Here is a 20,419-nt window from a genome sequence, read left to right as displayed (position 1 = left end):
CGTCGTTGCGCCCGTCGTTGTGGTGGTTTTGGGCCCCGCCCCCCCCCAAAAAAACCCCCCCCCCGCGGGGGGGGCGCGCCCCCCCCCCCCCGGCCCCCCGGGGCCCTTTTTTGTGCTGCGCCTCGACTGCGAGCGACGCGGCATCCACACTCGGACGGCACCGGTAGAGCGGTGGCGCCGAGGTCTACGCTGGTACTCAACCGAGTTTGCACGTCCAGGAGGTCTGGTGTCCGGGTCCGACGACACGCGTGGCGGCGGCGACCGCCGCGGAGCCGATTCCGGCCGCAGCGGCCAGGCCGGCAAGAACGGATCGGCAGGGCGCGGTTTCGGCGGCCGGAACGACCGAGGCCGAGACGGCGGATCCCGCGGCTCGGGTGGTGACCGCGGCCGACAGGGCGGTGGGAGCCGGTTCTCGAACAACCGCGACCGCGGCGGACCGCGCATCGAAGATCGCCGGGCCGATGGGGGGCACCGTCAGCGCGCCTTCGGGCAGGGACGCGACGAGCAGACCTGGGGTGACCCTGGCGACAAGGGCGACTCCAAGTTCCGCAAGGACAACCGGGGCCGTCCGGCCGACAAGGGCGGCTTCCGACGGGACTCCAAGTTCGACGACCGCAAGGGCGGACGTCCGGGCGAACAACGTCGTGGTGGCTTCCGCGACGAGCGTCGCGGTGACGATCGTCGGAACGACGGCGGCCGTGGCGGCTCGGGAGGCGCACGTCGCTTCGACCGGCAGGACGACCGCGGCCGTGGTTTCAACCGGGACGACCGGCCCAACCGTTCCTACCGCGACGACCGGCCTCGGGACGACCGCGGTGGCGACCGGAATCGCGGTGACTTCCGCGGTGGCGACCGGAACCGTGGTGACTTCCGCGGCGGTGACCGCCGGGACAAGCCGCGGTTCGACGACCGCCGCGACCGCCAGGGCTCGAACTTCAAGCGCGACGACCAGCGCCCGGACAACCGGCGCCCTGATCACCGGCGCGACGACGACAAGCGGGGCGGCGACCGGCGGAGCGACAACCGCGCGGGCGGCAACCGCCACCAAGGCGGCGGCCACCGTTCCGACGACCGTCCGCGCAACGACCGCCCGTGGCAGGACCGCAAGAGCGACGGCCGGGACCGCGGCGGCCGCTCCTGGTCGGACAAGCGCGACGATCGTGGCGGCGACCGGCGGCAGCGCGACGATCGTCGCGATGACCGCGGCGGCCGTCCCTCCTACGGGCGTCCGAAGGACGATCGCAGGGGCGGTGACCGTCCGCAGGGCAAGCGCGACCGCTTCGACAACGACCGCCCGCGGCGCGACGACCGGCAGCGGCCGCAGTCCGACAACCGCGGTCCGCGCCGACACGACCGGGACGCCGCGCAGCGTTCCAGTGCGGCAGCCGAGGAGAACGTCGAGACCAAGCCCGTCGAGGTCGCCCCGGAACTGCCGGAGGACGTCGACGTCTCCGAGCTGCACGGTGAGGTCCGCCGGGACATGCGCTCGCTGCCGAAGGGGCTCGCGGACAAGGTCGCCTTGCACCTGGTCGCGGCCGGGAAGCTGATGGACACCGACCCGGAGCAGGCGCTCGTGCACGCGCGGTATGCGCGGCACCGCGCTTCCCGCATCGGTGCCGCGCGCGAAGCCAACGGGCTGTGCGCCTACCAGATGGGTGAGTGGACCGAGGCGCTGTCCGAGCTGCGCGCCGCGCGCCGCATGGGTGGTGGCCCCGGGCACATCGCGATCATGGCGGACTGCGAGCGTGCGCTGGGCCGTGCGGAACGGGCCCTGGAACTGAGCCGCAGCGCCGAAGCCGCCGAGCTGACCGGTGGGGAAGCGGTGGAGCTCCGCATCGTTGCCGCCGGTGCCCGCCGCGACCTCGGCGAGGTCGAAGCGTCCGTGGTGAGCCTGCAGATTCCCGAACTGGACCCGAAGGTCCAGGAACCGTGGAGCGCCCGGCTCTTCTACGCGTACGCCGACAACCTGCTCGCCGCCGGCCGGGTGCAGGAGGCGTTCACCTGGTTCGTGCACGCCGCGCACGCCGACGACGACGGTGAGACGGACGCCCCGGAACGCCTGGACGAGCTGGTGGTCCTGCTCGGCGGTGATGCCGAAGCAGAAGAACTCGTGGCTGAAGCGACCGCTGCCGGACCCGCCGCGCTCGACGACGCGGGCGACGTCGAGCTCACCACCGAATCCGAATCCGAATCCGAATCCGAAGCCGAGGTGACGGTGGAAGAACCCGTGGACGCGGGTGACTCTGCTGCGGAACCGACCACGGCGCAGGCCGTCCCCGCGACCGCCGAGCCCGATGCAGCCGCGGTGGAACAGGCCCCGGCCTCGAAGCAGACAGCGGTGGACGGAACGCAGTCGGCCGACCGAGCGGTGAAGGCGAGCGACCCGCGAGGGGACGAATCGCAGTGACCGGAACGCTGCTCGACCACCACGACGCGGTGCTGCTCGACCTCGACGGCACCGTGTACCGCGGCGGCCAACTCGCGCCCGGGGCGGACGAGGCCATCGAGGAGGTGCGCCGGAAGTGCGTGCAGGTGCGGTACGTGACGAACAACGCGTCCAAACCGGCGCAAGCCGTCGCCGACCACCTCAACGCGCTCGGCCTGCAGGCCACCGCGGACGAGGTGAGCACCAGCGCTCAAGCCGGTGCCGCCCTGCTCGCCGAACAGCTGCCGACCGACGCGAAGGTGCTCGTCGTCGGCTCGGAGGCGCTCGCAGCGGAGGTCGAGCAGCTCGGACTCACCCCGGTCCGGGAGAACGCGGACGAACCGGTCGCGGTCGTGCAAGGCCACTCTCCGGACACCGGGTGGTGGAACCTGGCGGAAGCGTGCCTGGCCATCCGCGCCGGAGCGACGTGGGTCGCCTGCAACGCGGACGCCACGCTCCCCACCGAACGCGGTGAGCTGCCGGGCAACGGCTCCATGGTCGCGGCGCTGCGCGCGGCGACCGGTCAGGAACCGCAGGTCGCCGGCAAACCGGAACGCCCGTTGCTGGACCGCGCCGTGTCCTCGGCGCGGGCCGGGCGGCCACTGATGGTCGGAGACCGCCTCGACACCGACATCAGCGGTGCCGTGCGGTCCGGGATGCCCTCGCTGATGGTCCTGACCGGGGTGGGAACCCCGGCCGACGCGTTGTTCGCGCCGGTGGAACTCCGGCCCGAGCACATCGCGGACGATCTGCGCGGATTGCACCTGCCGCACGAGGTGACCGCCGTCGGCGACCAGCCCGACTGGAAGGTTCGAGTCGCGGACGGTGTTCTCGAACTGTCGGCCGCGTCGGACCGGCCGGAGTCGTCCGGAACGCGGGAGCACGCGCTCGGTGCGCTCCGAGCCCTGTGCGCTGCGTGGTGGCCGGTCGGCTCCGGGCAGGTGACCGTGCGCTCGGCGGATTCCACGTCCACCGATGCGTTGCGCCGATTGGGCTTCGCCTGAAGCGACCGGCTCCGCACGTCCGGGGTTCAGTTCGGATAGCGTTGATGTAGTCGCCGCGAGACGTCCGGCGATGTGGGCGACAGAAGCGGGAGACGATGACCTCTCCAGGGCAGGGCGGTGCATTCGCGCCGAACCCGTCGATGCTGGCGAAGTCCTCGGACGACGGTTCGGCGGCCGAGCACGCCATCGGTGAAGCGCTCGCGCGTCTCGACGAGGTGCGTGAGTTGCCGGTGGCCGATCACGTCCAGCGGTTCGAGGCGGTGCACACGGCGTTGTCCGAAGCGTTGAGCAGAGCCGAGAACATGTTGTCCGGTTCGACGGGCGGCGGGTGATCGGAGTGCCGCGCAAATCGCGTTTGGACGCCGAACTCGTGCGCCGCGGGCTCGCGAGGTCGCGGGAGCAGGCCGCGGAACTGATCGCCGCCGGTCGGGTGACCGTGCGGGGCATGGTCGCCGGGAAACCGGCCACCGCCGTCGAGATCGATGCCCCGGTCGTGGTCGCCGAGGACGTCGACGACCCGAAGTGGGCTTCTCGCGGGGCGCACAAGCTGCTCGGCGCCTTGGAGGTCTTCGGCGCCGACGGGCTGGCCGTCGACGGGCGCCGGTGCCTCGACGCCGGTGCCTCCACCGGTGGCTTCACCGACGTGCTGCTGCGGCAGGGTGCTCGGGAAGTGGTGGCGGTGGACGTCGGGTACGGCCAGCTGGTGTGGGCGCTGCAGACCGACGACCGGGTGCGGGTGCACGACCGCACCAACGTGCGCGCCCTGGAACCCGCCGATATCGGCGGTCCGGTCGATCTCGTCGTGGCCGATCTGTCCTTCATCTCGCTGAAGCTCGTGCTGCCCGCGCTGTCGGCGTGCTCCGGGCCGGAGACCGACTTGGTCCCGATGGTCAAACCGCAGTTCGAGGTCGGCAAGGAGCGGCTCGGTTCCGGCGGCGTGGTGCGGGACCCCGAGCTGCGCGCGGAAGCGGTCCTGGACGTGGTCCGCTTCGCTGCGGAGTCCGGGCTGGGGCTGCGCGGCGTCACCGCCAGCCCGCTGCCGGGGCCCTCGGGCAACGTGGAGTTCTTCGTCTGGCTGCGGTCCGGTGCGAGCACCGACCCGGCGGAAGCGGCGGAACTCGTCGCGGAAGCGGTGCGCACCGGGCCGCAGACGACGGACAAGGGCGGTGGGGCCCAGAAGGCCGCCGCCGGCACGGCCGGAAACCGACGAGGGGGCCGCAGTTGACCCGAGAGGTGCTGCTGGTGGTCCACACCGGTAAACAGCACAACCTGCGCACCGCGGAGAAGGTCGCCGGGCAACTGGTGGGAGCCGGCGTGCGCGTGCGCGTGCTGGAGGATGAGGCGCGCGACCTCAGCCCCGGCTGCTACACCCAAGCGGTTCCTTCCGGACCGCACTCCGCCGCGGGCACCGAGCTGGTGTTCGTGCTCGGTGGCGACGGGACGTTGCTGCGCGCCGCCGAGCTGGCCCGGCTGCCGGGCGTCCCCGTGTTCGGCGTCAACCTCGGGCGGGTCGGTTTCCTCGCCGGGGCCGACTCGGATGCGTTGGACCAAGCGGTGCTGGCCGTGGTCGAAGGCCGGTACCACGTCGAAGAGCGGATGACCGTCGACATCACCGCGATGCTCGACGGGAAGGTGCTCGCGACCACGTGGGCGCTGAACGAGGCCAGCGTGGAGAAGAGCAGCCGGGAACGCATCCTCGACGTGGTCGTCGAGGTCGACGGCCATCCCGTGTCCGCGTTCGGCTGCGACGGGGTGCTCTGCTCCACCCCGACCGGATCCACGGCCTACGCGTTCTCCGCTGGCGGGCCGGTGGTCTGGCCGGAAGTGGAGGCATTGCTGGTGGTGCCGAGCAACGCGCACGCGCTGTTCGCCCGCCCGCTGGTGGTGTCGCGGAACTCCACCGTAGCGCTGGAGATCGACCACGGCGGGCACGACGCGGTGCTGTGCTGCGACGGGCAGCGGCACTTCGACCTGCCCGCGGGGGCCAGGGTCGAGGTCGTGGCCGGGGCGAACCCGCTGCGCCTGGTCCGGTTGTACGACGCGTCGTTCACCGACCGGTTGGTCCGGAAGTTCGAGCTCCCGGTCCAGGGGTGGCGCGGCCCGGCAGCCGACTGACCGGCCGCGAACCGCAGTCGAGCGCGGTCGCGCGGCACCGCCGCGCGCGGATCGGCGTGATTGATCGGACTGGCGGGGGCCGAGCGGTCGGGGCCGCCCGCTAGGGTGCTTGATGTGTTGGCTGAGATGCGCATCCAGGGACTGGGAGTCATCGACGATGCCACGCTTGAGCTGCACCCAGGCCTGACCGTGGTGACCGGTGAGACCGGAGCTGGCAAGACGATGGTGGTCACGGGGCTGCACCTGCTCAGCGGTGGTCGCGCCGATGCTTCGCGAGTCCGATCGAACACTCCGCGGGCTCTGGTGGAAGGGCGGTTCGAGGTCGCCCCCGAATCGGGGGCGGCGAAGGTCGCCGGGGAAGCCGGTGCCGAACCGGACGAGGACGGCAGCCTGATCGCGCTGCGCAGCGTGAACAGCGATGGTCGTTCGCGCGCGCACCTGGGCGGCCGGGCCGTGCCGAACGCGGTGCTCTCCGAGCTGTCGGAGCAATTGCTGGCGGTGCACGGGCAGAACGACCAGCTCCGGCTGCTGCGCCCCGGCGAGCAGCGCGCGGTGCTGGACCGCTTCGCCGGTGAGCCGGTGGCCGCCGTCCTGGAGCAGTACCAGCGGGTTCGCGCCGACTGGACCGCCGTGGTGCGGGAGCTTGCGGAGCGCACCGACCGGGCCCGGGAATGGGCACGGGAGGCGGAGCTGCTGAAGCACGGCCTGGACGAGATCGAAGCCGTGGCGCCGGAGCAGAGCGAGGATGAAGCCCTCGTCGACGAGGCGCGGCGGTTGTCCGACGTCGACCAACTGCGCGAGATCGCGGCCGGTGCACAGCACGCGGTGAGCGGTGCGGCCGACGGCGATCCGGAGTCTCCGGGCGCGATGGGCCTGCTCGGTGACGCCCGGCGCCGGCTCGGTGCCGCCGAGGACCCGGTGCTGCTCGACCTGGACTCGCGGGTCGCGGAGGCGACCGCGGTGCTCTCGGACGTGGGTGCCGAGCTGGGCGGGTACCTGGACCGGCTCGACGCCGACCCCGGACGGCTGGAACAGGTGCTCGCCAGGCAGGCCGAGCTGAAGAACCTCACCAAGAAGTACGCCGCCGACGTCGACGGCGTGCTGGCGTGGGCCGCGGACGCGCGGGAGCGCCTGGCCGGGATGGACACCTCCGACGAGGCGCTGGCCGCCCTGGCGCAGCGCCGCGACGAGCTCGCCGCCGAACTGGCGGAACACGCCCAGGTGCTCACGAAGGAACGGCAGGAGGCCGCCGTGGGGCTCGCGGCCGCGGTCTCCGAGGAACTCGCCGGACTGGCGATGGCTCAGGCGCGGCTGGAGGTCGTGGTCGAGCCCAAGGAGACCGAGGCGTCGGACACCGCGGCGCTGGCGGTGGGGGACCGGACGCTGGCCGCCGGCCCGGACGGCACCGACGAGGTCGAGCTGCGGCTCATCGCGCACTCCGGTGCCCCGTCCCTGCCGATCCACAAGGGCGCCTCGGGTGGTGAGCTCTCGCGGGTGATGCTCGGGCTGGAGGTCGTGCTCGCCGACGCGGACACGGTGCCGACGCTGGTGTTCGACGAGGTCGACGCCGGGGTGGGTGGCCGGGCGGCCGTCGAGATCGGTCGCCGCCTCGCGAGGTTGGCGCGGACCCACCAGGTGGTCGTGGTGACCCACCTCGCGCAGGTGGCCGCCTACGCGGACCGGCACCTCGTGGTGGACAAGGGATCGAACGACACCGGACTCACCCGGAGCGACGTGCGCACGGTCGCCGACGGTGAACGAGTGGCCGAGCTGGCCCGGATGCTCGCGGGTCTGGATTCCACCGCCACCGGCCGGGCGCACGCCGAGGAGCTGCTGGCGACCGCCGCGTCCGACAAGTCGAAGGCCGGACCCGCGAAGGGCGGGCGCGGCGGGAAGAGCGCCGCCGCGAACCCCCGCTGACCCGATTGATCCATTTGGATCAATCAAGTAGGGCTGAACGGGTGTGGTCGTACGGCGTGGCGACCTCCCGGGCGGTGATCCATTTGTCACCATCGGTGTATGAAGCTCAGTGGTCTGCTCACACGTCAGGAGGAGGAGCTGCCGGGAGTGACCGGTACGGCGCGGGTCCCGCGCCGCACCGGCGAGCTGCCCTCGCGGCTCGGTCCCGGTGACATCGTCCTGCTGGACCAGGTCGACCTCGACCGCCGGACGGCGGACGTCCTGGTGGCGGCAGGGGTCATCGCGGTGGTCAACGCCGCGCCGTCGATCTCGGGGCGGTTTCCCAACCTGGGCCCCGAGGTGCTGTCCGCGGCCGGCGTCACCCTGATCGACCGCGCCGGCCGGGAGGCGATGCGCGCGGTCAAGGACGGTTCCAAGGTGCGGTTGCACGAGGGCACGATCTACTCGGGCGGCCGCGAGATCGCGTCCGGTGTGGAGCAGGACGCCGATTCGATCGCGGACCAGCTGATCGAGGCCAAGACGGGGATGACCTCGCAGCTCGAAGCGTTCTCGGCGAACACCATCGAGTTCCTGCGCACCGAGCGGATGCTCATCCTCGACGGCGTCGGGGTGCCCGCGGTGACCGTGCCCATCGAGGACCGCCACGTCCTGGTCCTGGTGCCCGGTTACGGGCACGCCGACGACCTGAAGCGCCTCAAGCGCTACATCAAGCACTACCGGCCGGTCCTGATCGGGGTGGACGCAGGTGCGGACACGCTGCTGCGGGCCGGGTACCGCCCGGACGTGATCGTCGGTGATCCGAACGGCATCGAGAAGGACACGCTGAAGCGGGCCACCGAGGTCGTGGTGCCCGCGCACCTGGACGGGCACGCACCGGGGATCGCGCGCATCCAGGACCTCGGCATCGGTGCGCTGACCTTCCCCGCCTCCGGGAACCCGGAGGACCTTGCGCTGCTGATCGCCGATGCTCACAACGCCCGCCTCGTGGTGACCGTGGGCTTCCAGGCGACCTTGCACGAGTTCCTGGACCGCGGCCGGTCCGGCTCCAACCCGTCCACGTTCCTGACCCGGCTGCGGCTGGGGAGCAGGCTCGTCGACGGTGCCGCGGTGACCGCGCTGCAGCGCAACGCCGGGTCGAACTGGGCGGTGGTCCTGCTGCTGGTGGCCGCGCTGCTGGTGCTCGGCGTGGCGTTGGCGGTGTCCGGGTTCGGAACGTCCTTCCTCGCGGTGCTCGCCGACTTCGGCCGGTCCGCGTTCGGGCAGCTGCAGGAGTGGTTCGCATGATCTCGATGCGCCAACACGTGATCTCCCTGGCCGCGGTGCTGCTGGCCCTGGGGGTCGGCATCGTGCTCGGCTCGACCTCGCTCAGCGAGCGGTTGCTCTCGCATGTCGGCGAGGAGCGCGACTCGCTGAGCAACCAGGTCGACGAGCTCGGTGCGGAGCGCACCGCGCTCCGGGACGAGCTGGACGGCGCCAACCGGTTCAGCGCGGCCACGGCCCCGATGACGGTGCGCGGCAGCCTGGCCGATCGCGGTGTCGTCCTCTTCAGCACCTGGGACGTCTCCGAGCAGGACCGCGCCGGAATGCGCCGGCTGATCGAGGAATCGGGCGCGGAGGTGACCGGTGAGGTGCAGCTGGACCGGGCGATCGCCGAACCGGATCGGGCCGACCAGGCGCGGAAGCTGGTCACCCGGCTGCTCCCCGCGGGGGTGCAGCTGCCCACCGCCACCGACGTCGGAACGCTGACCGGCGGGCTGCTGGGGCCGCTGACCCTGCTCGACCAAGGAGCCGGTGCGCCGCAGGTCTCGCCGGAGGAGCGCGCGGCGGCGCTGACCGGCCTGTCCGAGGGCGGTTTCGCCACGGTGGTGGGCGAGGTGCGCGCCGCGCCGCTCGCGCTGGTGATGACCGGCGGCGATCAGGCGGGCTCCGGGGCAGAGCCCGGTGCGGCCGACCGGGCTGCCTTCCTGGCCCGCTTCGCCTCGCAGCTGGACCGCTCCGGGGGCGGCGCGGTGCTCGCGGGTGCGCGCGGTTCCGCCGACGGCGACGGGGCGGTCGGCGTCGCCCGCGCCGACCGGGCGGTGTCCTCCGCGTTGTCCACGGTGGACAACGCGGACAGCCCCCAGGGGCGGGTGGCCGCGGTGCTGGCGCTCCGCGAGCAGCTCGACCACCGGGCCGGGCACTACGGCACGGCCAGCAGCGCGCAGGGAGCGGTCCCCGGCGTGCGCGACTGACCGGCGCGGTGCCCGGCCCGGCGGTATGGCCACGCCGGGCGGCGCGGACGCGGGGGCGCCGCCCGGCTGGGCGGCTCGGCACGGGGGGGCACCCGCGCCGCGCCTCGGGACGGGGGTGGACGCGGCGGGTCGGGTCGGTGCCGAGCCGGGTTCGGAGAGCCATGCCATCGATGATGTTCGAGAATTATTCGATCCGCGATAATTCGATGGAGTGACATTCCTGTGCCGCGCCGAAGATCGCGGCCAGAATCGGATCCATGGACGAGATGCGAAGCGCCGCGGACCCCGGCTCGACAGGGCGAGCGCCCGGCGGCCCGGAACAGGACGACCGGCAGCAGGACGGCCGCCAGCTCGACGACCGGCAGCTCGACGACCGGCAGCCGCGCACCGAACCGAGCCCCATGGTCCGGCGGCACCTGCTCGCGGGCGAGCTCCGGGAGCTGCGGCACGCGGCGCGGCTGACCCACGCCGACGTGGCCCAGCGGCTGGGCTGGCCGCAGGCGAAGGTGAGCAAGATCGAAGGTGCCCGCCAGCAGGTCGGGGTGGAGGCGGTCATCGCGCTCGCCGACATCTGCCACGCGGGCTCCGACCGGCGGGACCGGCTGGTCGAGCTGGCGCACTCCGCGCGAGGCCGCGGTTGGTGGGAGGCGTACCGGGACGTCCTGCCCCCGGACGTCCGCCGGCACGTCGGGTTCGAGGCGGAGGCGGTCGTGGTGCGGGCGTTCGCCGTCGAAGAGCTCCCCGAGCTGGTGCGGACGGACGAGTACGCCGCAGCGGCCGACGACGCCCGTGCTCCGGAACGCTCGTCGGACGCGGCCGAGCGGTCGCTGGAGGTGCTGCGGCGCAGGCGGCGCCGGGTCGAACGTGGCGCGCTGGCGCTGGACCTGGTCCTCGCCGAGTCGGCCCTGCGCCGCGAGGTGGGCGGCCCGGAGGTGCTGGCGCGGCAGCTGGACGCGCTGCGCGGGCTCGCGGAACTGCCGACGGTGGCGGTCCGGGTGCTGCCGTTCAGCGCCGGCGCGCTGGCGACGGGGGCGCCCTTCTCGGTGCTGTCCTTCGAACTCGACCTGCCCGAGGTGGTGGTGACCTCCGCCGCCGGGGCCACCGAGCTCGCCGACGACCCGGCTTCGGCGGGGGCGCACCACGAGCTGCTGCGGCGCTTGGCGGCGGCCGCGCTGCCACCCGAGGAATCGGTCCGCTGGCTCCGCGCGGAAGGGAGCCCCGCGATGTCCGGGTGACCGCGCGGGGCGCGTGCGGTGATTGGGGCGGTCGTCCGGACCGTGCCCCCGACGGCGGTTGACCTGGAGCTCTGCGCCGTGGTGGAGGCCATGCGGGTCGCCGTGTACCCGCGGTTCATCGTGCGTTAGGCTGAAATCCCGTGGGAGCGACGGATTCAGCCGTCCTGCCAGCGCAGATTCATTCAGCCCGGCGACGGCTTGACCACGGGGAGCCTTCTTGGTGCCGCAAACACGCACGATCAAGCACGTGTTCGTCACAGGAGGTGTCGCCTCCTCACTCGGCAAAGGCCTGACCGCGTCGAGCCTCGGCGAACTCCTGACCTCCCGCGGACTGCGGGTGACGATGCAGAAGCTCGATCCTTACCTCAACGTCGACCCCGGAACGATGAACCCGTTCCAGCACGGCGAGGTGTTCGTCACCGAGGACGGGGCCGAAACCGACCTCGACATCGGGCACTACGAGAGGTTCCTGGACCGGGACCTCACCAAGAACGCGAACGTCACCACGGGGCAGGTCTACTCGGCGGTCATCGCGAAGGAACGCCGGGGTGAGTACCTGGGTGACACCGTGCAGGTCATTCCGCACATCACCGACCAGATCATCGCCCGCATCCGCGCGATGGCCGAACCGGACGAGGACGGGCGCACGCCCGACGTCGTGATCACCGAGGTCGGTGGCACGGTCGGCGACATCGAATCGCTCCCGTTCCTGGAGGCGTGCCGCCAGATGCGGCACGACGTGGGCCGGGACAACTGCTTCTTCCTGCACGTGTCGCTGGTGCCGTACCTGGCGCCGTCGGGCGAGCTCAAGACGAAGCCGACCCAGCACTCGGTGGCCGCGCTGCGCAACATCGGCATCCAGCCCGACGCGCTGGTCTGCCGGGCCGACCGCGAGCTCCCCGAGGACCTCAAGCGCAAGATCGCGCTGATGTGCGACGTGGACTCCGACGGCGTCGTCGCCTGCCCGGACGCCCCGTCGATCTACGACATCCCGCGGGTGCTGCACGGCGAGGGCCTGGACGCGTACCTGGTGCGGCGGCTCGGACTGCCGTTCCGGGACGTCGACTGGACGGTGTGGGGCGACCTGCTCGACCGCGTGCACAAGCCGACCGAGCGGGTGCGGATCGCGCTGGTCGGCAAGTACGTCGACCTGCCGGACGCGTACCTGTCGGTCACCGAGGCGCTGCGCGCGGGCGGGTTCGCGCACCGCGCGAAGGTCGAGATCGCCTGGGTGCCCTCCGACGAGTGCGACACCGATGCGGGGGCGGCCCACGCCCTGGCCGGCATGGACGGCGTGCTGATCCCCGGCGGCTTCGGCGTGCGCGGGATCGAGGGGAAGCTGGGGGCGATCCGCTACGCCCGCACGCACGGCATCCCCACCCTCGGCCTGTGCCTCGGCCTGCAGTGCATGGTGATCGAGGCGGCCCGCTCGCTGGCCGACCTGAAGCGGGCGAACTCCGCCGAGTTCGAGGAGCCCTGCCAGCACCCGGTGATCAGCACGATGGCCGATCAGCGGGACGTGCTCTCCGGGGACCGGGACATGGGCGGCACGATGCGGCTCGGTTCCTACCCGGCGAAGCTGCTGGAGGGGTCCGTGGTCGCCGAGGCGTACGGCGAGACCGAGATCGCCGAGCGGCACCGGCACCGCTACGAGGTGAACAACGCCTACCGCGACCGGCTGACCAAAGCCGGCCTGGTGTTCTCGGGCACCTCGCCCGACGACCGCCTGGTGGAGTTCGTGGAGCTGCCGCGCGAGCAGCACCCGTTCTTCGTCGGCACGCAGGCGCACCCGGAGCTCAAGAGCAGGCCGACCCGCCCGCACCCGCTGTTCGCCGCCTTCGTCCGGGCCGCCGTCGACTACCGCGCGGCGGAGCGGCTTCCGGTCGAGCTGTCGGACAACGTGGAAGCCGGGGTCTGATCCGGCCCGTAGGGTGACGCCGTGAGCGCAGCGAATACGAACGGCACGGGTAGTGGTGGTGGCGACGTCCAGCGGACCGACGGCACGCACGAGTTCGCCACCGTCGCGTCCCAGGACGTGTACGTGGGCAAGATCCTCGCGTTGCGGGCCGACGAGGTCGCGATGCCGGGCGGTGGCCAGGCGCGGCGCGAGGTCGTCGAGCACCTCGGTGCGGTGTCGATCGTCGCGCTCGACGCGGACGACCGGGTCGTGCTGATCCACCAGTACCGGTACCCGGTGGGGCGGCGGCTCTGGGAGCTGCCCGCCGGGTTGCTCGACGTCGCGGGGGAGGACCCGCTGCGCCCCGCGCCGCGGGAACTCGCCGAAGAGGTCGGACTCGCCGCCGAGGACTGGTCGGTGCTGGTGGACATCGCTTCGTCCCCGGGCTTCACCGACCAGAGCGAGCGGGTGTTCCTGGCCCGCTCCCTGACCGAGGTGGGCAGGCCGCCTGCCGCCGGTGACGAGGAAGCGGACCTGGTGGTGCGCTGCGTCCCCTTCGACGAGGCGCTGCGGATGGTGTTCGCCGGGGAGATCGTGAACGCTCCCGCGGTGTCCGGACTGCTGGCGGCGGCCGCGGTCCGGTCCGGTCGTGCCGAGCCGCGATCCGCGTCGGCGGAGTGGCTCGACCGCCCGCACCGGTTGGCCGAGCGGTTGCCCGGCTGATGGGAAGCCGTCCCGCGCAGAGCTGATGTGCAGCGCCCCACTCGATCGGTCGATCGAGTGGGGCGTTCGGCTGTGCGCGGTCGGTTCCGGCGGAGGTGACCGGGGCGGGTGCGCGTGGACGCTCCGCCACCGGAGCGGCGGGCCCGGCGCCGCGCTGAACTCGATTCCACTCGCAGGCCCGGGACCGCGGGAAACTCCGACGACCGGGACCGGGGGGACTCGGCAGCAGGGACGACATGTCACCTGTCGCTTCGAGTTGATCTTGCAGCTGTCCGTGCGGCAGCCGCACCCGGCGAGCGACGCCATCCCGACGCCCAGCCTCGATTCAATCGCCCGATCCATGTCGAGGTCCGCTCGCCCGGACACCCACCCCCGCCCGGCGGCCGGCCCGATCCGGTGGTCCGGCTCGATCTGGTGGTCCGGCTCGGCCCGGTGGTCCGGCTCGGCCCGGTTGTCCGGCTCGGCCCGGTGATCCCGCCCAGTCCGCCGGCACGGCCCGATCCGGCGGCCGGACCCCGATACGGCCGACCCCGCCTCCCGATCCGATCACCCGGCTTTCTCCGGACATCGGCTCCATCCGGGCGTTCAGACGCGGACCGGAGCTCTACGCCGGCGGATCGACCCGTGCGGTTCGCCGCCGATCGGATGCCGGTCCGAACGCTCCCGCGCGGCACCAGCCGCACCGCCCGAGCACGACCGGCTCAGGACCGCAGCACGCGCCCGTTCGAGTCGGTGCTCTCCGTGCTGAGGATGACGATCCCGTCGATCACGCACCAGATGATGGAAGCGATGGTGCCCAACCCGCAGAAGATCAATCCGCCGAGGGTGAACAGCAGCAGCTGCGCGACCGCGATCCCGGTGTGCCCGGTGTAGAACCGCCCGACCCCGAACGGCAGCAGGATCTGCAACAACCCCGCCCCGAGCTTGGACTTGTCGGACAGCGCGACGTCCTCGTACGGGTTCCGCGGCATGCCGTACGGCATCGGGGCGCCCTGGCCCCAGCTCGGCCCGGGTTGGGGAGGTGCCGCCGGGTAGGGGGCCGCGCCTCCGGCGGGGCGGGGCGCGGGCAGGTCGGTGAACAGGGCCACCAGGTCGTCGCCGGTGACCGCGCGGGTCGCCTGGTCGACGCGTTCCTCGTACTCGCCGAGGCTCAGCCTGCTCAGGGAGTAGTGCTCGCCGAGCGCTTCGATGGCCTGCGCCCGCTCGTGGTCGCCGATGCGCATCCGGCCGGGATCGTACGGGGAAGTCACGGTGATCAGGCTAGTCGAACCGGGCCGCTCGGAATGGCGATTCGGAGAGGCTCGGCATGCTTTCGGGCTAATCGCGCTTGCTCCGTTCTCTCGTTGCGGGATACGCACTGCTCGCGGTCGGGAGTCCTTCGGCACCATGGCGGGTGGCCGGAGTTCCGGCGGTGCGGCGGCTTACGCTGCGACCTGTTCGTTTCGCGCAGAGGAGTTCGGCCCGTGAAAGCCTTCGAGGACCTTCCCGAGGGATTGCGCACCGCCTGCTCCGGTTTCCTGGACCACTTGGCGGTGGAGCGGGGCAGCGCCCGCAGCACCTTGGATTCGTATTCGCGAGATCTGCGCCGCTACGGCGGGCACTTGGCCGGTTCGGGAGTGCGCGTGTTGCGCGAGGTGACCGCGTTGCACCTGGCGGAGTTCGCCGCGGAATTGCGCGAGGGCACGGACGAGCACCCGCCGCTCGCGCCCTCCTCGGCGGCGCGGGCGCTGGTCGCGGTGCGCGGCCTGCACCGGTTCGCCCACGCCGAGGGGTGGGTGGACGCGGACGTCGCGCGCGAGGTGTCGCCGCCGAGCCCGGCCCGCCGGTTGCCGAAGGCGTTGCCGGTGGCCGACGTGCTGCGGTTGCTGGACGGGGCGAACAGCCGGGACGTGCGCGGACTGCGGGACCGGGCGCTGCTGGAACTGCTGTACTCCTCGGGAGCTCGGATCTCGGAGGCGGTGGGGCTGGACGTCGACGACGTGAACTCGGCGGAGCGCACGGTGCTGCTCAACGGCAAGGGCGGCCGGCAACGGCTGGTCCCGATCGGGCGTCCCGCGTTGGAGGCGCTGGATGCCTACCTGGTGCGGGCGCGGCCGGTGCTGGCCGCCCGCGGCAAGGGCGACGCGGCGGTCTTCCTGAATTCGCACGGCGGCAGGTTGTCCCGGCAGAGCGCGTGGAACGCGTTGAAGTCCGCCGCCGACCGGGCGGGGATCAGCAGCGCGGTGTCGCCGCACGTGCTGCGGCATTCGTTCGCCACCCATCTGCTGGAAGGCGGAGCGGACGTGCGAGTGGTGCAGGAATTGCTCGGGCACGCCTCGGTGACGACCACGCAGGTGTACACGCTGGTCACGGTGAACACGTTGCGCGAGGTGTACGCGACCGCCCATCCGAGGGCGTTGCGGCGGGACCCGTGAACCCGATGGAGTGGGGTGGGACGCATTTCGCCGGTGCTCGGCGAGGCGCGTTGCCGCTGGTCGCGAATGCCACTTAGGCTGCGCTCGATCGGTATGATCGTCGCCGGCAGACAAGGAGTCCTAGCGCCATGTCGACACCGCAGCCCTCCGCCGAAGGGCGGTCCCGGGGCGCGGTCGACCTGAGCATCGCCCCGCACAAGCCCTCGGCTTCGGGCGGTGAGGCCGAGTTGTCGCCGGACGCGAACATCGGCCCGACCGGCCGCCCGCGCAGGCATGTCCCGGAACCGCCGCTGCTGGACCGGCACGGCCCGGCCTCGGTACTGGCCATGTGCAACCAGAAGGGCGGCGTCGGCAAGACGACGTCGACGATCAACCTGGGTGCCGCGCTCGCCGAGTACGGGCGCCGGGTGCTGCTGGTGGACTTCGATCCGCAGGGTGCGCTCTCGGTCGGCCTGGGGGTGCAGCCGCACCAGCTGGACCAGACGATCTACAACGTGATCATGGAGCGGTCCGTCGACATCCGGGACGTGGTGATGTCCACGACCGTCGAGGGCATGGACCTGCTGCCGAGCAACATCGACCTGTCGGCCGCCGAGGTGCAGCTGGTCGCGGAGGTGGGCCGCGAGCAGACCCTGCAGCGCGTGCTGTTCCCGGCGATGAAGGAGTACGACTTCATCCTGGTGGACTGCCAGCCGTCGTTGGGCCTGCTGACGGTGAACGCGCTCGCCGCCGCGGACGGCGTGATCATCCCGTTGGAGTGCGAGTTCTTCAGCCTGCGCGGGGTGGCCCTGCTGATCGACACGATCGAGAAGGTGCAGGAGCGGCTGAACCCGAAGCTGGAGATCAGCGGCATCCTGGCGACCATGTTCGACCCGCGGACGTTGCACTCCCGCGAGGTGATGGCGCGCGTGGTGGAGGCGTTCGGCGACGTCGTCTTCGACAGCGTGATCAACCGGACGGTGCGCTTCCCGGAGACGACGGTCGCCGGGGAGCCGATCACCCGCTGGGCGCCGCGTTCCGCAGGCGCGCAGGCCTACCGCTCGCTGGCGCGCGAGGTGATCGCGCGGTGACGGTTCCCGTGCGATCCGCTGTCGGGGAGGGCGCGTGAGGCGTCGTGCCGAGCTGCCCGGTGCGTCCGAGCTGTTCCGGACCACGGCGCGCGCCTCCGAACCGCCGGAACCACCTGCCGAGCCCCGGGTCGAGCCCGCCCCCGGCGCCGGTGCGCGTGCGGCCGAGCCGGGCTCCGGCGGATCGCGGGGCAGGTCGGGGTCGGGGCGCCGCAAGCACGATGCGAAAATCACCGTGTACGTCTCCGATGAGGAGTTGCTGGCGTTGGAACAGGCCCGGCTCGCGCTGCGCGCTGAGCACGGCATCGCGGTGGATCGCGGCAGGGTCGTGCGTGAAGGGGTGGCGATGCTGCTCGCTGATCTTGAGGCGCGGGGTGCGGATTCGGTGCTGGTGCGCGAATTGCGGCGGGAGCCCGGCGAGTGACCGACTCCGTTCCCGGCGGGGTCGATGCTGTTGAGGTGCAGGACGAGGCCGACGCCGAGGCTCCGGGCGTGGCCGCCGCCGAGGAAACCACCTCGACCGGGCGGTTCACGGTGCGGCTGGACAACTTCGAGGGCCCGTTCGACCTCTTGCTGCAGTTGATCTCGCAGCACCAGCTGGACGTCACCGAGGTGGCGCTGCACAAGGTCACCGACGAGTTCATCGCCTACACCAAGGCGTTGGGCGAGCACTGGAACCTCGACGAGACGACCGAGTTCCTGGTCGTGGCCGCGACGCTGCTGGATCTGAAGGCGGCCCGGTTGCTGCCCGCCGCCGACGTGGAGGACGAGGACGACCTGGCGCTGCTGGAGGCGCGGGACCTGCTGTTCGCGCGGTTGCTGCAGTACCGCGCGTACAAGCAGGTCGCGGCGCTGTTCAGCGAGCTGGAAGCGGGGGCGCTGCGCCGCTACCCGCGGTCGGTGGCGGTGGAGCCGCGCTACGAGAACCTGCTGCCCGAGGTGATGATCGGGGTCGGACCGCAGCGGCTCGCGGAGATCGCGGCCGCGGTGTTCCGGCCGAAGCCGCCGCCGTCGGTGTCGCTGGACCACATCCACCAGCACCAGGTGTCGGTGCGCGAGCACGCCGCGCTGCTGCGGGTGCGGCTGGCCGAGTGGGGCGCGGCGGACTTCTCGGCGCTGGTCGCGGACTGCGAGCACACGGTGGAGATCGTCGCCCGCTTCCTGGCGCTGCTGGAGCTGTTCCGGGAGAAGGTGCTGGCGTTCGAGCAGGAGGATCCGCTGGGCGACCTGGTGGTGCGCTGGGTCGGCGGCAGCTTGGAGGACGCGCGGCTGGCGGCCGAGGCCGACCGGCGCAGCGCGAACGAAGAGGAATACGGGTGAGCGCAGTGCACGACGAAGCTTCCGGTGCGGACGAGGCCGAGCAGGCCGCGGATGCGGCGGTGGCGCCGGAGACCGTGCCGGGGGGACGGGCTCGGCCCGCCGAGCCGGGTGACGGCCGGGCCGGTGCCGAGCCGTCGACCGGATCCCGCGTGGTGAGCGGTGAACCGGACGCGGGCACGTCCGTCGGCGGCTCGCCCATCGACGGTGAACCCGTCGGCGACGAGCTCCTCGCGGCCGAGCCCGCCGGTGCCGAGTCCGCTGCGGACGAGATCTCCGCCGCCGAGCCGGGCGCGGAACCGGCCGCCGACACCGACGACGCCGAGCCGGGCACTGCTGGACCGAGGGCTGCCGGATCGAGGGCTGCTGAGCCGGGGGCTGCCGAGTCGGACGACGCCGGATTGGACACGGCTGAGCCGGCAGCCGCCGAGCCGGACGACGCCGGGACGGGCACTGCCGAGCCGGACGACGCCGAGCCGACCACCGCCGACGAGTCCGCGACGGGAGAGTCGTCCGCCGACGAGCAGTCCGGAACCGACGCCATCGACACCCCGCCCACCGGAGCCGACGGCCCGGCGGCAGACCCGGCCGAGCTAGCGCCCGGAACCGGCCAGGCCGAGGACGGGCGCCCCGCGGGCTCCGAACCCGAGGACGACGCCCCGGCCCGGTCCGACGCGGCCGTCGCGGTGTCCCGCACCCCGCCGGACCTGACCGAGGACGACGCCCTCGACTCCGCGCTGGAGGCCCTGCTGCTGGTGGTCGACGTCCCGGCGGGGGAGGCGTTGCTGGCCGACACCCTGGACCAGCCCGTCGCCCGCATCCGCACCGCGCTGCAGCGGCTGGCCAGCGGCTACGAGGAGGCCGGGCGGGGCATCGACCTGCGCCGGGTCGGCGAGGGATGGCGGTTCTACACCAGGGAGACCTACGCGCCGTACGTGGAGCGCTACCTGCTCGACGGGCAGCGCGCGAAGCTGACCAGGGCCGCGTTGGAGACGCTCGCGGTCATCTCCTACCGGCAGCCGGTGACCCGGGCGCGGGTGGCGGCGGTACGCGGTGTCAACGTCGATGGCGTCATCCGTACCCTGGTGGGGCGCGGCCTTGTCGAGGAGGCCGGTACCGACCCGGAGACCGGCGGGTTCCTGTACTGCACGACGGAGCTGTTCCTGGAACGGCTCGGCCTGTCGTCGCTGAAGGACCTTCCGCCGCTGGCTCCCCTGCTGCCTGAAGTGGATACGATCGACGATGTCTGAACACCGTGCCCCGGCTTCTTCCTCCGCCGCGGATGCGCAGCCGGAGGGAATCCGCCTGCAGAAGGTGCTGTCCCGAGCGGGGGTGGCTTCGCGCCGCGCCGCCGAGGGGATGATCACCGAGGGCCGCATCGAGGTGGACGGCGAGGTCGTCACCGAGCTCGGCAGGCGGGTGGACCCGGAGAACTCGGTGATCCACGTGGACGGCACCCGGGTCGTCGTGAACGAGGACGTGCAGCACCTGCTGCTGAACAAGCCCAAGGGCATCCTCTGCTCGATGTCCGACGACCAGGGGCGGCCGTGCATCGGCGACTACCTGCGGGAGCGGGACGGCAAGCTGTTCCACGTGGGGCGGCTGGACGTGGACACCGAAGGCCTGCTGCTGATCACGAACGACGGTGAGCTGGCGCACCGGTTGATGCACCCGTCGTACCAGGTCCTCAAGACCTACCTGGCCGAGGTGCCGGGGCCGATCGCGAAGGACCTGGGCAAGCGGTTGCGCGCCGGGGTCACCCTGGACGACGGTCCGGTGAAGCTGGACAAGTTCCGGCTGGTCGACGTGAACGAGGGGCGCGCGCTGGTCGAGGTCGTGCTGCACGAGGGCCGCAAGCACGTCGTCCGCCGGGTGCTGGAGCACGTGGGCCACCCGGTGAAGCGGCTGGTGCGCACCGCGATCGACGAGGTCCGGCTGGGCAACGAGCGTCCCGGCGCGATCCGCAAGCTGGACCGCAAGGAGGTCGGCGCGCTCTACCGGGCCGTCGGCATGTGATCTTCCCGGAGGACCCGCCCCGCTCGGCGAGGCGGGTTCTTCTTCGCCTGACGCG

General features: G+C 72.4%; 19 protein-coding genes. 17 read left to right on the top strand and 2 right to left on the bottom strand.

The window, feature by feature from the left end; genetic code table 11:
• Positions 1 to 196: 196 nt before the first annotated feature.
• Positions 197 to 1,462, bottom strand: a complete 1,266-nt coding sequence (locus tag LCD35_RS14980; RefSeq protein ID WP_224962236.1) for a hypothetical protein — start codon at positions 1,460 to 1,462, stop codon at positions 197 to 199.
• An 18-nt stretch (positions 1,463 to 1,480) separates the two neighbouring features.
• Between LCD35_RS14980 and LCD35_RS14975 the strand changes: the two genes are divergently transcribed.
• From LCD35_RS14975 to LCD35_RS14925, 11 genes are all read left to right on the top strand, one after another.
• Positions 1,481 to 2,407, top strand: a complete 927-nt coding sequence (locus LCD35_RS14975; protein WP_225044347.1) for a hypothetical protein — start codon at positions 1,481 to 1,483, stop codon at positions 2,405 to 2,407.
• Entirely contained in the window at positions 2,404 to 3,429 is a 1,026-nt protein-coding gene (locus LCD35_RS14970) for an HAD-IIA family hydrolase (protein ID WP_224962231.1), read from the top strand. The genes LCD35_RS14975 and LCD35_RS14970 overlap by 4 nt, the downstream gene beginning before the upstream one ends.
• Positions 3,430 to 3,524: 95 nt before the next feature.
• Positions 3,525 to 3,761: a hypothetical protein gene (locus LCD35_RS14965; protein ID WP_224962229.1), complete on the top strand. Its 237-nt coding sequence runs from the start codon at positions 3,525 to 3,527 to the stop codon at positions 3,759 to 3,761.
• 5 nt (positions 3,762 to 3,766) lie between these two features.
• Positions 3,767 to 4,654 carry a TlyA family RNA methyltransferase gene (locus tag LCD35_RS14960; protein WP_308011334.1) on the top strand — a complete coding sequence of 296 codons (888 nt, stop codon included), beginning with the start codon at positions 3,767 to 3,769 and terminating at the stop codon, positions 4,652 to 4,654.
• A complete protein-coding gene (locus LCD35_RS14955) occupies positions 4,651 to 5,544 on the top strand; it encodes an NAD kinase (RefSeq protein ID WP_224962225.1) in 894 nt (297 codons plus the stop codon). Before LCD35_RS14960 ends, LCD35_RS14955 begins: the two co-directional genes overlap by 4 nt.
• 114 nt (positions 5,545 to 5,658) lie before the next feature.
• Positions 5,659 to 7,464, top strand: coding sequence for a DNA repair protein RecN (gene recN, locus LCD35_RS14950; protein WP_225044346.1), 1,806 nt, complete (start codon positions 5,659 to 5,661; stop codon positions 7,462 to 7,464).
• Between the two features lie 99 nt (positions 7,465 to 7,563).
• Positions 7,564 to 8,748, top strand: a complete 1,185-nt coding sequence (gene steA, locus LCD35_RS14945; protein ID WP_224962220.1) for a putative cytokinetic ring protein SteA — start codon at positions 7,564 to 7,566, stop codon at positions 8,746 to 8,748.
• On the top strand, positions 8,745 to 9,695 hold the full coding sequence (locus LCD35_RS14940; protein ID WP_224968783.1) for a copper transporter: 951 nt from the start codon (positions 8,745 to 8,747) through the stop codon (positions 9,693 to 9,695). The genes steA and LCD35_RS14940 overlap by 4 nt, the downstream gene beginning before the upstream one ends.
• Before the next feature lie 257 nt (positions 9,696 to 9,952).
• Positions 9,953 to 10,930 carry a helix-turn-helix transcriptional regulator gene (locus LCD35_RS14935; RefSeq protein ID WP_225044345.1) on the top strand — a complete coding sequence of 326 codons (978 nt, stop codon included), beginning with the start codon at positions 9,953 to 9,955 and terminating at the stop codon, positions 10,928 to 10,930.
• A 220-nt stretch (positions 10,931 to 11,150) separates the two neighbouring features.
• A complete protein-coding gene (locus LCD35_RS14930; protein WP_373689962.1) occupies positions 11,151 to 12,848 on the top strand; it encodes a CTP synthase in 1,698 nt (565 codons plus the stop codon).
• A 21-nt stretch (positions 12,849 to 12,869) separates the two neighbouring features.
• Positions 12,870 to 13,550, top strand: coding sequence for an NUDIX hydrolase (locus LCD35_RS14925; RefSeq protein WP_308016915.1), 681 nt, complete (start codon positions 12,870 to 12,872; stop codon positions 13,548 to 13,550).
• Positions 13,551 to 14,251: 701 nt separating this feature from the next.
• Here LCD35_RS14925 and LCD35_RS14920 read toward each other — a convergent pair.
• Positions 14,252 to 14,800: a DUF1707 domain-containing protein gene (locus LCD35_RS14920; RefSeq protein WP_224968399.1), complete on the bottom strand. Its 549-nt coding sequence runs from the start codon at positions 14,798 to 14,800 to the stop codon at positions 14,252 to 14,254.
• A 213-nt stretch (positions 14,801 to 15,013) separates the two neighbouring features.
• Here LCD35_RS14920 and xerD point away from each other — a divergent pair, with 213 nt between their 5' ends.
• The 6 genes from xerD to LCD35_RS14890 all read left to right on the top strand — a co-directional run bounded on the left by xerD (position 15,014) and on the right by LCD35_RS14890 (position 20,364).
• Positions 15,014 to 15,964, top strand: a complete 951-nt coding sequence (gene xerD / locus LCD35_RS14915; RefSeq protein WP_224958162.1) for a site-specific tyrosine recombinase XerD — start codon at positions 15,014 to 15,016, stop codon at positions 15,962 to 15,964.
• 128 nt (positions 15,965 to 16,092) lie between these two features.
• Positions 16,093 to 17,034, top strand: coding sequence for a ParA family protein (locus LCD35_RS14910; protein ID WP_224958163.1), 942 nt, complete (start codon positions 16,093 to 16,095; stop codon positions 17,032 to 17,034).
• A 34-nt stretch (positions 17,035 to 17,068) separates the two neighbouring features.
• The gene (locus tag LCD35_RS14905; protein ID WP_224958164.1) at positions 17,069 to 17,455 is read left to right on the top strand and encodes a hypothetical protein; all 387 of its coding nucleotides are present in this window, start codon (positions 17,069 to 17,071) and stop codon (positions 17,453 to 17,455) included.
• Positions 17,456 to 17,490: 35 nt separating this feature from the next.
• Positions 17,491 to 18,351, top strand: coding sequence for a ScpA family protein (locus tag LCD35_RS14900; protein WP_374108079.1), 861 nt, complete (start codon positions 17,491 to 17,493; stop codon positions 18,349 to 18,351).
• On the top strand, positions 18,348 to 19,598 hold the full coding sequence (gene scpB, locus LCD35_RS30745; RefSeq protein ID WP_374108078.1) for an SMC-Scp complex subunit ScpB: 1,251 nt from the start codon (positions 18,348 to 18,350) through the stop codon (positions 19,596 to 19,598). The genes LCD35_RS14900 and scpB overlap by 4 nt, the downstream gene beginning before the upstream one ends.
• Complete coding sequence (locus LCD35_RS14890; RefSeq protein WP_224958165.1) at positions 19,591 to 20,364, top strand: pseudouridine synthase; 774 nt, start codon at positions 19,591 to 19,593, stop codon at positions 20,362 to 20,364. Before scpB ends, LCD35_RS14890 begins: the two co-directional genes overlap by 8 nt.
• The last annotated feature ends 55 nt before the right edge of the window (positions 20,365 to 20,419 follow it).

Source organism: Saccharopolyspora sp. 6V (genome assembly GCF_020176785.1).
In the GTDB taxonomy this organism is placed as follows: domain Bacteria; phylum Actinomycetota; class Actinomycetes; order Mycobacteriales; family Pseudonocardiaceae; genus Saccharopolyspora_C; species Saccharopolyspora_C gregorii.
Note: the sequence above shows the minus strand (reverse complement) of the source record. Positions and strands in the feature narration are given on the sequence as shown.